General features: G+C 41.3%; 12 protein-coding genes. 4 read left to right on the forward strand and 8 right to left on the reverse strand.

The genetic code is table 11. From position 1 onward, the window contains the following. Positions 1-36: 36 nt before the first annotated feature. Positions 37-753, reverse strand: a complete 717-nt coding sequence (locus tag PDL71_RS10210) for a hypothetical protein (RefSeq protein ID WP_407520612.1) — start codon at positions 751-753, stop codon at positions 37-39. A 258-nt stretch (positions 754-1,011) separates the two neighbouring features. Between PDL71_RS10210 and PDL71_RS10215 the strand changes: the two genes are divergently transcribed. From PDL71_RS10215 to PDL71_RS10230, 4 genes are all read left to right on the forward strand, one after another. Continuing rightward, the gene (locus PDL71_RS10215; RefSeq protein WP_407520614.1) at positions 1,012-3,450 is read left to right on the forward strand and encodes a penicillin acylase family protein; all 2,439 of its coding nucleotides are present in this window, start codon (positions 1,012-1,014) and stop codon (positions 3,448-3,450) included. Positions 3,451-3,481: 31 nt separating this feature from the next. After that, complete coding sequence (locus PDL71_RS10220; protein WP_407520616.1) at positions 3,482-3,835, forward strand: hypothetical protein; 354 nt, start codon at positions 3,482-3,484, stop codon at positions 3,833-3,835. Between the two features lie 22 nt (positions 3,836-3,857). Next, entirely contained in the window at positions 3,858-6,338 is a 2,481-nt protein-coding gene (locus PDL71_RS10225) for a DUF5686 and carboxypeptidase regulatory-like domain-containing protein (RefSeq protein ID WP_407520618.1), read from the forward strand. 123 nt (positions 6,339-6,461) lie between these two features. After that, positions 6,462-7,496, forward strand: a complete 1,035-nt coding sequence (locus tag PDL71_RS10230; RefSeq protein WP_407520620.1) for a rhodanese-related sulfurtransferase — start codon at positions 6,462-6,464, stop codon at positions 7,494-7,496. Positions 7,497-7,519: 23 nt separating this feature from the next. Here PDL71_RS10230 and PDL71_RS10235 read toward each other — a convergent pair whose 3' ends face one another. From PDL71_RS10235 to PDL71_RS10265, 7 genes are all read right to left on the reverse strand, one after another. Next, positions 7,520-8,623 (reverse strand): lactonase family protein, encoded by a 1,104-nt coding sequence (locus PDL71_RS10235; protein ID WP_407520622.1) that lies wholly within the window; start codon positions 8,621-8,623, stop codon positions 7,520-7,522. Between the two features lie 63 nt (positions 8,624-8,686). Continuing rightward, complete coding sequence (locus PDL71_RS10240; RefSeq protein WP_407520623.1) at positions 8,687-9,493, reverse strand: hypothetical protein; 807 nt, start codon at positions 9,491-9,493, stop codon at positions 8,687-8,689. A 6-nt stretch (positions 9,494-9,499) separates the two neighbouring features. After that, complete coding sequence (locus PDL71_RS10245; RefSeq protein WP_407520625.1) at positions 9,500-9,937, reverse strand: ABA4-like family protein; 438 nt, start codon at positions 9,935-9,937, stop codon at positions 9,500-9,502. Positions 9,938-10,213: 276 nt separating this feature from the next. Further along, the gene (locus PDL71_RS10250; protein ID WP_407520627.1) at positions 10,214-11,041 is read right to left on the reverse strand and encodes an SDR family NAD(P)-dependent oxidoreductase; all 828 of its coding nucleotides are present in this window, start codon (positions 11,039-11,041) and stop codon (positions 10,214-10,216) included. A gap of 19 nt (positions 11,042-11,060) precedes the next feature. Further along, complete coding sequence (locus PDL71_RS10255) at positions 11,061-13,442, reverse strand: TonB-dependent receptor (protein ID WP_407520629.1); 2,382 nt, start codon at positions 13,440-13,442, stop codon at positions 11,061-11,063. Between the two features lie 101 nt (positions 13,443-13,543). Then, positions 13,544-14,131 carry a Crp/Fnr family transcriptional regulator gene (locus PDL71_RS10260; RefSeq protein ID WP_407520631.1) on the reverse strand — a complete coding sequence of 196 codons (588 nt, stop codon included), beginning with the start codon at positions 14,129-14,131 and terminating at the stop codon, positions 13,544-13,546. Next, a complete protein-coding gene (locus tag PDL71_RS10265) occupies positions 14,131-15,057 on the reverse strand; it encodes a phosphoribosylaminoimidazolesuccinocarboxamide synthase (RefSeq protein WP_407520633.1) in 927 nt (308 codons plus the stop codon). The genes PDL71_RS10260 and PDL71_RS10265 overlap by 1 nt, the downstream gene beginning before the upstream one ends. Positions 15,058-15,186 lie beyond the last annotated feature (129 nt).

The raw sequence follows: 15,186 nt of genomic DNA on the forward strand, positions 1-15,186 counted from the left end.
CAGGACCTTTTCATTATTTGTTAACGTGATAAATGATTATCTCTCGTTTGATCCGTTTTCAGGAATGTTGAACATAGAACGTACTTGTTCATAGCTCATTGATTTAATCTGGTCAACAGTATAGCCTGCAGCAGGACCGCTGATAATACGTCCGCCGGCAGTACCACCTGGGATAATTACATAGCGGAACTGACCTGTTTCAAAACGACCGTTTTCAGATGCTGTCCAGGAACCTAATTCCAAACGTGAAGCAAAGTAAGTTACACGACCGGGATAAAGTGCCTGGTCTAATGTGATAGACCAGTAAACAGCAGTACCTGAAAGTACTGTTGGCAAACTGCTTGTTGCAGCTGTTGGGGTTTGTTTAAAGTAAGAAATTACGATACCCTGATCAACAATTGCCTGTGTAACAGAAGCAGTAGCTACAAAACCACGGCGTCCGGCGGCACCTGTTGCATTTACACCACCTCTGTATAAACCTGAAGTATCAGCCCAGTTGCTGATGGTTTGCCAGCTTGAATAAATTACATTGGTTAATGAACCCGCAGGACCTTGTGGACCTACAGGACCCTGAGGACCAGTAGCACCTGTAGCACCTACAGGACCGGAAGGGCCCATCGGGCCGGTAGCGCCGGTAGCACCTTGAGGACCTTGAGTACCTTGAGGGCCTTGCGGACCGGCATCGCCTTTACAGGAAACAAAAAGTACAGCGCCAATGATCAGGGAAGCAAATGCGAATGTCAATTTTCTCATAACATGTTTGTTTTAGTTGATAGTAAAAATCTGTATGATGTACAGTTTGGTTGCTAATAAAATTGTGAAATAGGTTAGTCAGGAAGGATGAGAGGAGTATAAGGCAATATAAAAACGATTTGGCAAAACAGCAAATATTCAGATGTTGATTTTTTTTGTGAGGAAAAAGCGGGGCACTAAAAAGAAGTTTGTTCCCGGGAGGCAAGTTGTTCAACTATTGCCTTTTTTCCATAATTTACCGGCTCATCTTCATATTCTATGCGTGTTTTACCTTTTTCAATTTCCCTGCTGCTTACTGTAGCCCTGGTATATGCTTTGAATAACCGTTTTGGTGCAGCCCCTGCATTTGGAACCTTTCTGAGCCCGCAACATGGCTTTTGGCAAAATGCAGAATCGTTTAATAAGAATTTCAATGAGTCTTTCACATTGCCGCAGCTTAAAAGTGGTGCTTCGGTTTATTTTGATGAGCGCCTGGTGCCGCATGTATATTCTGATGACCAGCTGGATGCGGTTTTTGTGCAGGGATTTCTGCATGCTAAATTCCGTTTATGGCAAATGGAATTTCAAACACATGCTGCTGCGGGCAGATTGAGTGAAATTTTTGGTGAACGGGCATTGAATTATGACCGGGAGCAGCGTCGACTGGGAATGGTGTATGCGGCAGAGAATATGCTGGAAGAAATGAATAAAGATGCGCTCACTAAAAATTTATGTGATGCTTATACCGCCGGTGTAAATGCTTACATCAGCAGTTTAAGTGAAAGTGAACTTCCGGTTGAATACAAGCTCCTTGGCTATGAACCTGAAAAATGGAACAACCTCAAGATTGCATTATTCATCAAAGCCATGAATAAAACACTGGCGGGTAATGTGGATGATTTAGAGTTTACTGCTGCCAAATCTTTTTTTACAGATGAGCAGATGAAAGTATTATTCCCTGCTGTGCCGGATTCTTTGCAGCCGATTATTCCCAAAGGAACTCTGTTTGAAACACCCGGCATAGTGCCCGTTAAACCTGCGGAAGCTGATTCATTATACCTCGGCAATAAAGAACCCATCAATCTTACGGAGACTGATAAACCCAATCCCAACAACGGAAGTAACAACTGGGTGGTAGCCGGTAAAAAAACAAAGAGCGGTGCTCCCATTCTTTGTAATGACCCGCACCTGGAATTAACGCTGCCTTCCATCTGGTACGAAATGCAAATGAGCGGACCGGATATTAATGTCTATGGTACAAGCTTTCCGGGCATCCCCGGCATCGTTATCGGTTTTAACGATAGTATTGCCTGGGGAGTTACCAATTCACAACGTGATGTGAGAGACTATTATGAAATCACATTAAAAGATGAAAGCAAAAAGCAATACTGGTTTAATAAGCAATGGACAGAGACCAAACTCAGAATTGAGGAAATAAGAGTGAAGGGTAAGCCGGTATTTTATGATACAGTTGCTTATACTGTCTTTGGCCCATTGATGTATGATGCATCTTTTAAAAACGAAAGCACCGGTGGCAGATCCATAGCTGTTCGCTGGAAAGCACATGATCCATCTAATGAGGCCAAGGCCTTCTGGTTACTCAATCACTCTAAGAATTACGAAGATTATGCTGCCGCTATCAAGTATTTTGAATGCCCTGCACAAAACTTTGTGTTTGCTTCCAAGGCGGGTGATATTGCCATCTGGCAGCAGGGAACATTTCCTGCACGTTGGGACCGGCAGGGTTTGTACATTATGCCAGGTACTGACAGTAGTTATATGTGGCAGGGATATATTCCGCAGGCAGAAAATCCGCACAGTCTCAACCCGGAGCAAGGCTTTTTGCAAAGTGCCAATCAACGGCCGGTTGATGCAACGTATCCTTATTTTATTCCCGGTGGTTATGATTTGTACAGAGGCATCACCATTCACAATAAACTCTCAGCTTTATCCGGTATTACGGTGAGTGATATGATGAACCTGCAGAATGAAAACTACAATTCATTTGCCGCAACGGTACGTCCCGTGTTTCTTAAATATATGAACGAAGCTTCTTTAAGCACATCTGAGAAAGAATACTTTGATCTCTTCCGTAATTGGAACCTGCAGAATGCTTACGATGAAAAAGGAGCTACAGTATTTAAACTCTGGTATGATACACTGGAGCATATGGTGTGGGATGATGACCTGGGTACTTTAAAAGAACTCGGTCTGTTTCCATCTGAACGTACATTGATTGAAGCGGTGCTCAGAGATTCTGCTTTTGCATATGTAGATAACAAGAACACATCGCAAAAAGAAACACTGGCTGATGTCATTAATCAATCTTTTAAAGCCATTGTGCCGCAGTTGCAAAAAATAAATGCTGAAAATAAATTAGCATGGGGTGAGCATAAGAATACTACGGTTTATCATCTCTTAAAAACAGCCTTATTACCATTTGCAAGAAAGCATTTGCCTATTGGTGGCGGACAGCATATTGTAAATGCAACACAGCACAGTCACGGACCCAGTTGGAAAATGGTGGTTCAACTTTCAGCAGAAACAGATGCTTATGTGGTATATCCCGGCGGACAAAGCGGAAACCCCGGCAGCCGTTACTATGATCAGTTTGTTGATACCTGGGCCAAAGGTGATTATTACCGTGCATGGGTCATGAAAAAAGGAGATACAGAAAATCCTAAAATCAGGTATGTGATGCAGTTTAAAAAAGCATAACTATTTATTTCATATTGTAAAAATCATTTGAATGCGATTCCTTTCAGCCTTTCTGCTTACCCTTCTCCTCAGTTATGTAGGAGGTTTGTACATGCCCTGGTGGATTATTGCACCTGCTGCATTCCTGGTAGCTGTTATTATACCACAAAAGCCATTAACTGCTTTTCTTGCCGGTTTCTTTTCCCTCTTTCTGTTATGGACATTGCTGGCATCTTATATTGATATCAAAAACAAACACCTGCTTTCAACCAAAATAGCTGAGTTGTTGTTTAAAACACCTTCACACTGGTTGATCATGATGGTAACAGGTTTAGTAGCTGCTCTCACAGCAGGCATGGCTGCCTTAACCGGTAGTTTCCTTCGTAAGAAACAGGATGCTTCATAATTTAAACTTTCGCTAACACACTATGCCATTACTTTCGTGGGCTATGAAACCACTGTTGTTTCTTTGCTTCAGCATTTGCATGCTCGTACAGGTGAATGCCGGTACGGTGTCAGGAACTGTAACTGCTGCTTCAGGTGAATTGCTTCCCTTTTCATCAGTAACCATTAAAGGAAAAAATATTCAAACCAATGCCAACAGCCAGGCTTATTATTTCCTTGAGCTTCCGGCCGGAACTTATACCATCATTTGCCGCCATGTAGGTTATGAACGGGTGGAACAAACGATTACCGTTACCGGTGCTGCACAAACCTTACATTTTGTTTTGCCACTGCAAAAAGTGAATTTGAAAGAAGTAGTGGTTAATTCCGGTGCCGAAGATCCGGCTTATGCGATCATAAGAAATGCCATTGCTAAACGAAAAGAACATTTGCAGGAAAATGATGTGTTTCAATGCGAAGTGTACAGCAAAGGAACCATGAGCCTGCGCAATTATCCTAAAAGATTTATGGGTGAAACGGTGGATTTTGAAGATGGTGATACGAGTAAAAAGAAAATGATCTATTTATCAGAAACTGTTTCCAAACTTTCTATCGATAAACCCAACAAAGTAAAGATTGATGTGCTAAGTACAAGAGTGAGCGGAAAAAGTGATGGCTATGGTTTTGCCGGCGCCCGCTTTTTCAGCTTCTATGAAAATAATGTACAGATCAGCAGTTCGCTCAATCCCCGTGGGTTTGTATCGCCCATTGCAGACAATGCCCTGAGTATGTACCGTTACAAATATGAAGGTGCTTTCAGCGAAGAAGGAAAACTCATCAATAAAATAAAGGTGATACCCAGGCGAAAACTTGAGCCCTGTTTCAGCGGTTATATCAATATTGTGGAAGATGAATGGCGCATTCACAGCCTGGAGTTGCAGTTAACCAAACAAAGCCAGATGGATTTTGCTGATACGCTTCGTATTGAACAATTATACCAGATGCTGGGCGTAAATGAATGGGTGGTGCAGAGCCAGGTGTTATATCCTTCCGTTAAAATTTTCGGGTTTGATGCGTATGGAACTTTTGCCAATGTGTACCGCAACTTTAATACACAGCCCGGCTTTGATAAAAAATATTTCAACAACACCGTGCTTAAGTATGAAAAGGGGAGTAATAAAAAACCGGTGTCGTACTGGGATAGTATCCGTCCGCTTAAGTTGAGTGATGCTGAAATGAAAGATTATGTGAAGAAGGATAGCCTGGAACAGTTGCGGAAAAATCCTGCTTACCTCGATTCATTAGACCGTATCAATAACAAACTCAAACCGATGAACCTGCTGGTAACAGGTAAAACTTTTAACCGGCAGAAACATAAAACATCTTTTTCCATTCCTTCCGTGCTTAACAGTATTCAGTTCAATTCAGTAGAAGGTTGGGTTGGTGATCTTGCTTTTACATTCAATAAGCAATACACTGACCGGAAAAATCTGAGTTTTACACCGCATGTTCGATATGGCTTCAGCAGCGAACAGTTTTATGGCTGGGGAACCTTGCGTTATAATTTCGGTGAAAAATATTTTTCCAATATAACGGTGAGCGGAGGTAAACGGATTTTTCAATTAAACAACGATAACCCCATTGAGCCATTTCAAAATACAGTTTCTTCACTGTTTTACAGAAATAACTTTATGAAGCTGTATGCAGCTGATTACTTCCGCATCAGCTTTACAAAAGGAGTGGGCAAGGGGTTAACAGTGTATGGTGGTTTTCAATTCCAGGATCGCAAACCATTGGAAAATACAACAGACTATGCATTCATCAGTAAAAACAAAGCGAGTTATAAACCCAATTACCCTGTAGAGTTATTGAATGGAAATTTTACAGCACACCAGGCGGCTGTTGTAAACATCGGTATTCAATTACAACCCGGTGCCCGCTATGTAGAGTTTCCTGACAGAACCATCAATATTGGTTCTAAGTGGCCGGTGTTTAACCTGCAGTATGTAAAAGGTGTGAATGGATTGCTGGGCAGTGATATTGACTTTGACCGTTGGCAGTTTTCTGTACGGGATAATCTCAATCTGAAATTATTGGGCCGCTTTAACTACCGTGTACAGTTAGGCGGGTTTACCAATACCAACAGGGTAGAAGTACAGGATCTCAAACATTTTCCGGGCAACCGTTTATTCCGGGCCGAAGATTATTTAACTGCTTTTCAACTGCCACAGTATTACCAATTCAGCAACAGCGCTCATTTTTATACCGCTGCATTTGCAGAGCATCATTTCAATGGTTTGCTCACGAATAAAATTCCTGTTATAAAGAAATTGAACTGGCACCTGGTAGGAGGTGTCGGATATTTACGTTTACCTCAAACAAATTATTTTGAATGGCATGTAGGTTTAGAAAATATCTTCCGCATTCTTCGTTTTGATGTTGTAAATGCCTATCAAACAGGAGCGCCTGCCCGTATTGATTTTCGCATCGGCAGTTCCATTTCTATCGGCGGGTCTAATGATTAATCGTTCTATTACAAAAATCAAAACATAATCAAGGTTTAGATCGGTTGCTTATCTTTGTGCCGCTTTAGAATTTTGTCCAACATGCAATTGGAGTTCCGTAAGCAAGAATTAAAATTCAAACACATGGCACAATTACACAACCGCATCTCCCGCAGGGAGTTGAAAGAACGCATTTTACAGGACACTACTCCCCGCACTACCATTTCTTTTTACTGTTATTTTAAAATTGAAGAGCCTGCTGCTTTCCGTAATCAGTTGTATATCGATCTCAAAGCTTTAGGTGTGCTCGGCCGCATTTACCTGGCGGAAGAAGGGATTAATGCACAGGTAAGTGTGCCCACTGAAAATTTTGAATCATTCAAAAGCTATTTATATACCATTGAGCCTTTAAATGGTCTGCGCTTGAATATTGCCGTGGATGATGATGGTAAAAGTTTTTATGTGCTGGATGTAAAAGTTCGTAAGAAAATTGTGGCCGATGGTATTGATGATCCTTCTTTTGACATGGCTAATAAGGGCAGGTATGTGAATGCAGAGCAGTTCAATCGTCTCACCAATGATCCTGACACCGTTGTAATTGACATGCGGAATCATTATGAATACGAAGTAGGCCATTTTGAAAACGCTATTGAAATACCCAGCGATACCTTCCGTGAGCAACTGCCCATGGCTGCAGCCATGATGGAAGCAGATAAAAACAAAAACATCATCATGTATTGCACCGGCGGCATCCGTTGCGAAAAAGCCAGTGCTTATATGCTGCACCGGGGATTTAAAAATGTATTTCACCTGGAAGGAGGTATTATCAACTATGTAAACCAGGTAAAACAAAACGGACTGGATAATAAATTTCACGGAAAGAATTTTGTGTTTGATCAGCGATTGGGAGAGCGTATTACAGAAGAGATTATTTCAAAATGTCATCAATGCGGCAAGCCGGCTGATACGCATGTGAATTGTGTAAACGATGCCTGTCATCTTTTGTTTATACAATGTGATAAATGCAAAGAGAAAATGGAAGGCACCTGCAGTAATGAATGCCTGGATTTTATTCATTTGCCTGAAGAAGAGCAGAAGAAATTAAGAAGCGGTATTGATAAAGGACGAAACGTGTTTAATAAAGCCAAGAGCAGGTTAGAAAAATTATCCGGCTCCTGAATAAAATAAGGTGGTTATTTACATTACTTGTCATTAATCCATTTCAAACAAACCGGTCTTGGTACTGATATGCGTTTTCCGGTATCAGTAAGCATGCCTGTTGAAGTGTTGATTTTAAAAATAACTACTTCATCACTATCCCGGTTAGCTACTAACAAAAAATTACCGGAAGGATCAATGGTGAAATTTCTTGGGTGAACTCCCAGCGTTGGTTGATAGCCCAAAGGAGTGAGTATGCCTGTTTCTTCGTTTACAGAAAAAATAGCAATGGAGTTGGCATCACCACGATTGCTGCAATACAAAAACTTTCCATCTTTACTCACATGGATATCAGCGCTTCCTTTGTTGCCTTTATAATCAAACGGATGAGCAGAAATGTTCTGCACCAGTTTTAATTTCCCATCTTCATATTTATACGAAGAAACGGCGCCGCTCAACTCTTCCATCAGGAATAATAATTTACCATTAGGGTGAAACTCAGCATGTCTTGGCCCGGCACCGGGGTTCACATCTTCAAAAGGAGTTTCTGCAGCAATTAAAGTCCCTTTTTTAGCATCAGCTTTATAAATCATCAGTTTATCCATCCCTAAATCAGGAACAAATAGCTGCTCATAATCCGGTGAAAAAACAGTGGCATGCACATGTGCCTTTTCCTGCCGCTGACGGTTAACACTGTTGCCGTTATGCTGTATGGTTTGTTTGGCTTCACTTAAACTTCCGTCTTCTTTTACATCAAATACTGAAAGATTGCCACCGCTGTAATTACCTACTATAATGTGCTTGGCTCTTTTATCTGTTGTTACATAACAGGGATGAGCTCCCTTTGTTTCAACAGAGTTGATGAACTTTAAAGTGCCTGAATCTTTATGGAATGCAAATGATGATACAGTGCCGGGGTTGTTTTCATTCACTGCAAAAACAGTTTTGCCATTGGGCGAAACGGCTATAAAAGAAGGGTTGGATGCAGGTGCTGTACTAACCAGGTTTGATGAAGCATCGTTTATCTGAAACTTATATACATAGATGCCTTTACTTGTAGTATTGGTATAGGTGCCAATGAGTAAATGAACTTCCTGCGAGGCAGCAATTAAAGGAAAGAGCATTATGCTTAGTAGTAATGATTTCATAAATTAAAGTTAGATGAATAAAAGCTAAGATGGTTGCAAAAAGAGGTATGTCTTTTTAGCCGCTTAAAGGAGAGGATAACCGGCTAATGCCTGCCAGTACAATAACATTACAAATACAAACCACACCAACGCAAGGGTAATAAGTTGACCTTTGCTTTTTGCAAAATAAAAACCGGCTATCGGAAGTACTTGCAGCGAATGCATTCCAAAAAAGTGAGTTACCCTTAAATCACCGTACTGCTTACTCCAGTTGAGCACAGGCAATCCTTCACTTCCGTCCGGCGCACCAATAGTGTGTGCCAGTTGTGCAGCCATATGACCGCCTTCAAATGCAAAAATCACAAACCAAATTATGCCCAGTCTTATTCCCCAGATATATCCTTGCGGTAACAGTGGTGGAAAATCTTTTTGTTTAAAAAAAAGAATTCCGATGTATAATGTCCATAAAGTGAAAACAGTTATGACAATGCCCATCAATTGAAAAAGAATTCCGTACAACTGTGTGCTGATGTTGAAGTGCGAAAGCCGTCCATTAGCCGCCTGCCAAATGATGATGCTCATTTCAATCAACATGGTAAGAATCATCACCCAACTGTAACGCTTCACCGCTTTACGGTTGTTGAGGTACACCATGTACCAGCTCATGGTGAATGCAAGAATACCGATGGAAAGAAAAAACTTCATCGGCTTGATCCAGGCATTGATGCCCAGTACTTCCGTTGTTGTGATTTGAATAAGCACTAAACAAATGATAGCGCCTGCAATATTGATCCATCCAAAAGTATAGAGCAGGGGATTACGAATGCGTAGCTGAATTAAAAAACCATTGATGGTGTTTGTATTCTCAGTTGTATGAATCGTTTTGCTCATAATTGATCAATAGTTAGAAGCAAAGTATTGTTTGGAACTGATGGTTCTGATGATGAGATACATCAACAACCCTACCGGCCCCAGCATAAATGTAAACAGCAAACAGGGTATGATGAGCCAATGACTGATGCCGTACTTCATTGAATTCTTTTTAATCCAGATGCCGGTCATTAAATCAAAGGCGAGGTAATGTACCCAGCCGGCTGTTACGGCCATTTTATTGGTAAACAAACTCATCACACCATCCAGTGTTGAAAATTTGTCAAAGTCGCCGGCGCTGAAACTCTGGCTGATGCACCACGCATAAATAATAGCAAATAAGGTGATGATAATTCCAATGAGCAGCTTATCTGTATCCACCCAAAAGGGAGAAAGAATCATTAACAATAACCAGCCCGCAAGAGCAATGGTATTACAGATGCTGAAGATAGAATCAGGAGTCATGATGATTGATTTGTTTAAAGGTAGTGTGTTGTGCTGTTAAAAGTTTAATTGGTTTTGTGAAAAAGCCTCGTAGAGGCGTAATGTCAGTAGAAAAAGCATAAAAGGAAACCAAGCCCCATCCGGGCGAAATGTATCGTTTGAAAAATGATAAAACATATCGCTCCTACGGAGCTCTGCTTCATATTATATATTGTTCTATTAATATTTCACCCCTATGGGGTTAAAACAAATATTTCAATAGAACAACATTTTTAAAAGTAATTTTCTATGAATAAACTAAAAAGCAGTTGTTCGCTGATGCCTTGTCATGCCGCCCATAATTTTTTGCATAATTCGAATTTTAAGAAAGCGGGGTAATGTATGTAAGGAACCAATGAGCAGTTTGGAAAGAAAGCCCGGCCATACGCTGCTTTTTTTGCCAAGCGCTTTTAATACAGGAACTGCAATAGTTTCCGGTAGCATCGCTCCGTTCATTTGCAAATTGGCTCTCTGTTCAAATCCTGTTTTTACAGGACCGGGTGCCGCTACCAGTACGTCTACATCATAGGGCTTGAGTTCTATGGCCAGCGCTTCTCCCAATGATTGTATATAAGCTTTGGTTGCCGCATAATGTGCTGCATGAGGAACACCCTGGTACGCAACAATAGAACTGAAAAAAATAATGCCCCCTTTTTTCCATGCACGAAACACTTTTGTAAAGTAATGGGATAGCTTCAACACTGCTTCACAATTCAGCCTTAGCATATTTACTTCTTCATCCAGTTTGCTTTGTATGAATAAACCGGAAGTGCCGTAGCCGGCACATAATACAGCCAGGCCTATGTGATACGCATGAATGGATTTTATAAACGCATCGGTACTTTGTTCATTACTCAAATCAGCAGTTAGTGCAATAACGGTGATGCCATGCGTGCTTTCAAGTTGATTTTTTAAACGTTCCAATGCTGAGGTGGTACGTGCTGTAATCACCAGGTCTAATCCGCATTGTGCCAGTTGTTGGGCAATTGCGAGGCCTATGCCCGAAGTGGCGCCGGTAACCAGCGCCATCGGACCATATTTCATCTTCAGATGTTCCTGTTCTTTCTTTGTAAGTGTTGCAGCCATTGTGTTTGCTTTGAAGGATTTAGAATTGAATTCGGTACAAAACATCAGGAAAGAAACCAATCTGGTTCACATTGCCTACTGTTCCCCGTTGTGGGTTATAGCGACGCAGGAATATGTTTTCCCTGTTGCTTACATTTTGTAAATCGAGGTAAAAGGTTTGACTGATTTTTCTTTTTTTACTGTTGATGCGGTAACCAAATTTGGTGTCAATCCGCAGGTAACTGTTTAACTGTTCGCTGTTATACCTGCTTTCATCCAGCACTTCCCGTTTTTCAAGTTGAGAACGTGTTACATCAACAGGAGTCACATAACGTCCGCCGATAGTCGATAATCGTACATCAACAGTAAAAGCATTGCGTTTGTCTTTTCCTGTTTTCCACTCACGGCCGGTTAATACATTCGCTGCATAGCCGTAGTTAAAGGAACTGTTGCGTTCAATACCATCACTTCCTTTGTATTTACTGTCAAATAAAGAACCGGTAGCCATCAGGTAAAAACCATTGGTAAGAAATTTTTCTACAGTCAATTCCACGCCTGTATTGCTGCCGGTGCCTTCGTTGATTAATCCTGCTTTTTCAGGAAAGGTGAAATCGCTTCCTGCATTGAGCATGCTGAAACCTGTGCTTCCTGCTTCCACCGGAATGTCATATAAAGATTGGTAATACAGTTCTGCTTTTACCCGCCAGTTGGCAGCAAACCGGTTTTCATAACCCAGAACAAAATGATGTGCTTTGCTGAAATCAAGATTACGGTTATTAAGCAGCAGGCCATTCACCTGCTTTTGGTACAGGTACACAGGTAATGCCTGCATCTGGCCATGCAAACCATAACTAAAGGTGATTGTGTTTTTTACATTGGGTTGATAGCTGATAGCGGCTCTTGGTTCCAGGATATTGCTTTTGTTGAACGTAAGGTTCATGCCATGCACACCCGCCGTAATGGTGATTTTATTAATGGGTTTGTAACGTGCCTGTGCAAAATACTGCCATAATAAAAATTGGTCATTGTAATTGCGGATAACATCAAATGCATCACTGGCGGTTTTGCCTTCACGGTCGCTGGCAAGTGAATTGATTTGAAAACGTTCACCGGTAATACCTGCTCTCCAGGAAAATTTTGCAGATGTTTTGGAATTGATGATGCTGTTGAAACGGATGGTTTCCTGTTCATCGTTTACATCGGTAATTAACCAGCGGTTGGTATACGGAGGAACGGGGAGTTCATATTGATAATTATTGAAATCTGTTTTTGTACGGCTGTATGATACAACGGTACGGATGAAAGTTTGTTTCCCGATATCAAGCGTGTGTTTCGCACCAAAGAGTGAAAAATTACTTTTTACATAGGTATCCTGGTCACTGCGGCTGTAAAAATCAGTACTGTCAATATCTTTTCCGATAAAATCAATATTGCTGATGCCACCCATGCCGAACAATGAAAGTCTGCCGGCTTTTGTTTTCGCAAACTGAATATTGTACACCCAATCCTGGTACCTTGGCACAGCAGCAGTACCTACGTTTAATCCTAAAGATTGACCAATCTGCACAAAGGAATAACGGTAACCCACCAGGTAAGAAGCTCCGTTTTTCTTTTTACTCAATGGCCCTTCCAGCATTGCTTCCAAACCGCTGAAGAGGTTTAATTGCAAGGTGCGTTCATGCTTTGTTGTATTACCGGTTCTGAAATTGATATCAAAAACCGCAGCAGTGGCATTGCCATACTCAGCAGGAAAAGCGCCGGTATAAAAATCAGAATTTTTTAAAGCATTGGTGTTGAGTGCTGATATAGGACCACCTGTAGTGCCCAATGTTGAAAAGTGGTTAGGGCTAGGAGCGGGCAATCCTTCAATGCGCCATAAAACACCCGCCGGTGAATTACCACGAACCACAATATCGTTACGGGAATCATTGTTGGAAATAACACCGGCAAAATTGCTCACTAATTTACTGGGGTCGTTACGGCCACCTGCATAACGGGTAACTTCTTCAATACTGAAACTGCGGGCACTGCTGCCGGCAAATTCATTGTTCACATTTCCTTTTTTGATTTTACTTCCTTTAATTACCACTTCGTTAAGTGATGTGATGTTTTGTTCGAGGCTTACATCCACAATCACTTCTTTGCCTGTAGTTACTAATATTTCAGGGATAGTAGCTGTCTGGTAACCGCTGAAAGTGATACTGATGCTGATGCGGCCTGAAGGAACATTTTTTAATTGGAAATTTCCATTGGCATCTGTTACAGAAGAAATGTTGAGTGCTTCAATGGTAACGGTGGCTCCGGCCAGTGGCTTTTCGCTTATTTTATCCAGTACCGTTCCTTTAACTGTTTGAAAATTGTTTTGTGCTGATGTAATAAAAGAGGACAGCAGCATGGTAATGATGAAAAGTATTTGCTTCATGGTGAATGATTTTGTGAGCACAAAATTTCAATTCACCGGTTGCAAATCGGTTGACATTTATCAAGATGAAATGAAAGAGAACATTTATTGATATTTATCAATCAGGCTGTAGAGGAGGAACTCATCTTTTTACGGATACGGCTCAGGTGTTCAGGTGTAATACCGATAAATGATGCAATCATATACTGCGGTACCCGTTGAATAATGAATGGTTGGTTTTGAATGATGGATTGATAACGTTCTTCCGGAGTAAGAGTCAATAAACGGGTTGTTTGTGAGGATACCATGATGAAGAGCATTTCTGCAATTCTTCTTCCGAATATTTCAAATACGGGATGCGATCGATAGAGTTGCTGCATATCCTCGTAAGAAAGATTTACCAGTTCACAGGGTTCCAGTGCATCAATGTTTTCAGCAGAAGGTGTTTGTGTCAGGAAACTGGCATAGGAGCTGATGTATTCATTTTCACTTACAAAACCGGTACAGATTTCTTTCCCATCAATGAGATAGCACATCCGCAGCAATCCTTTGTTAATAAAACTTACGGTGCGGCTTGTTTCTCCCTGCCGTGTTAAGAATTCACCTTTTTTCAGGTATTGCACTTCCAGTTTTGATTGCAGCGCCTGCCAGTCTTCATCCTGCAGGTGCGGAATCAGTTTCTTGTAGTATGCCTTTATCTGTTCAAACATCAACTTAATTTTTGCAGTGCAGCACTGATTCTTTTCATGGTTTCATCATCGCTCAACTCCTGCGGAACAAACGGTTCACCGATTACTTTTTCATATAACTCAATATAACGTTGTGAAATGGTGTTTACCCATTCATCATTCATTTCAGGAACGGTTTGTCCTTCCTTGCCCATAAAATTGTTGGCAATGAGCCATTCTCTAACAAACTCTTTACTTAATTGTTTTTGACGTTCGCCGGTTTGCTGGCGTTCTTCAAAACCATCCGCATAAAAATACCGGCTGGAGTCAGGCGTATGTACTTCATCCATCAACACAATTTCACCATTCAGTTTCCCGAATTCATACTTGGTATCTGCTAATATCAAACCTTGTTTGGCTGCAATTTCTTTACCACGTGCAAATAATTGTAATGCGTAATTGCTCAGTTGTTCCCACTCAGCAGCAGTACACAAACCTTTTTCAATAATTTCTTTGGGACTAATGTCTTCATCATGTCCTGCATCGGCCTTGGTAGAAGGGGTGATGATGGGAGTGGGGAAGAAGTCGTTTTCTTTCAATCCGTCGGGCATTGTTGCTCCGCACAAGTCTCTTTTACCGCTTGCATAAGTTCTCCAGGCATGACCTACGAGATTGCCCCGCACCACCATTTCAATTTTAAAAGGCTCACATTTTTTACCGATGCTCACATTGGGCGCCGGCACTTGCAGCAACCAGTTGGGGCAGATGTCTTTGGTGGCATGCAGCATGTATGCAGCAATCTGGTTCAATACTTGTCCTTTATAGGGAATAGGGCGGGGAAGAATCACATCAAAAGCACTGATGCGGTTGCTGGCCACCATCACTAACAGATCATTGCCAATGGTATAAACATCTCTTACTTTGCCCTTATAAAAAGCAGTTTGTTGCGGAAAGGAAAACTGGTTCATGCGGCGAATATAAAGAGATGCGGTTGAAGGAGCCACTATAGCCTTTTACTTAGCTGCTTTTGTGGATATCCGGAGTGAAAAGAAATATTTAATAATTTGGGACGAACCCCTATTTTTGTCGCTACAGTA

Source organism: Lacibacter sp. MH-610, assembly GCF_045780045.1.
Classification (GTDB): domain Bacteria; phylum Bacteroidota; class Bacteroidia; order Chitinophagales; family Chitinophagaceae; genus Lacibacter.

Coding starts and splice junctions, on each gene's coding strand:
- PDL71_RS10245 (WP_407520625.1), bottom strand. CDS start 9,937: ATGACTCCTGATTCTATCTTCAGCATCTGTAATACCATTGCTCTTGCG.
- PDL71_RS10240 (WP_407520623.1), bottom strand. CDS start 9,493: ATGAGCAAAACGATTCATACAACTGAGAATACAAACACCATCAATGGT.
- PDL71_RS10265 (WP_407520633.1), bottom strand. CDS start 15,057: ATGAACCAGTTTTCCTTTCCGCAACAAACTGCTTTTTATAAGGGCAAA.
- PDL71_RS10225 (WP_407520618.1), top strand. CDS start 3,858: ATGCCATTACTTTCGTGGGCTATGAAACCACTGTTGTTTCTTTGCTTC.
- PDL71_RS10250 (WP_407520627.1), bottom strand. CDS start 11,041: ATGGCTGCAACACTTACAAAGAAAGAACAGGAACATCTGAAGATGAAA.
- PDL71_RS10220 (WP_407520616.1), top strand. CDS start 3,482: ATGCGATTCCTTTCAGCCTTTCTGCTTACCCTTCTCCTCAGTTATGTA.
- PDL71_RS10215 (WP_407520614.1), top strand. CDS start 1,012: ATGCGTGTTTTACCTTTTTCAATTTCCCTGCTGCTTACTGTAGCCCTG.
- PDL71_RS10210 (WP_407520612.1), bottom strand. CDS start 753: ATGAGAAAATTGACATTCGCATTTGCTTCCCTGATCATTGGCGCTGTA.
- PDL71_RS10260 (WP_407520631.1), bottom strand. CDS start 14,131: ATGTTTGAACAGATAAAGGCATACTACAAGAAACTGATTCCGCACCTG.
- PDL71_RS10235 (WP_407520622.1), bottom strand. CDS start 8,623: ATGAAATCATTACTACTAAGCATAATGCTCTTTCCTTTAATTGCTGCC.
- PDL71_RS10230 (WP_407520620.1), top strand. CDS start 6,462: ATGGCACAATTACACAACCGCATCTCCCGCAGGGAGTTGAAAGAACGC.
- PDL71_RS10255 (WP_407520629.1), bottom strand. CDS start 13,442: ATGAAGCAAATACTTTTCATCATTACCATGCTGCTGTCCTCTTTTATT.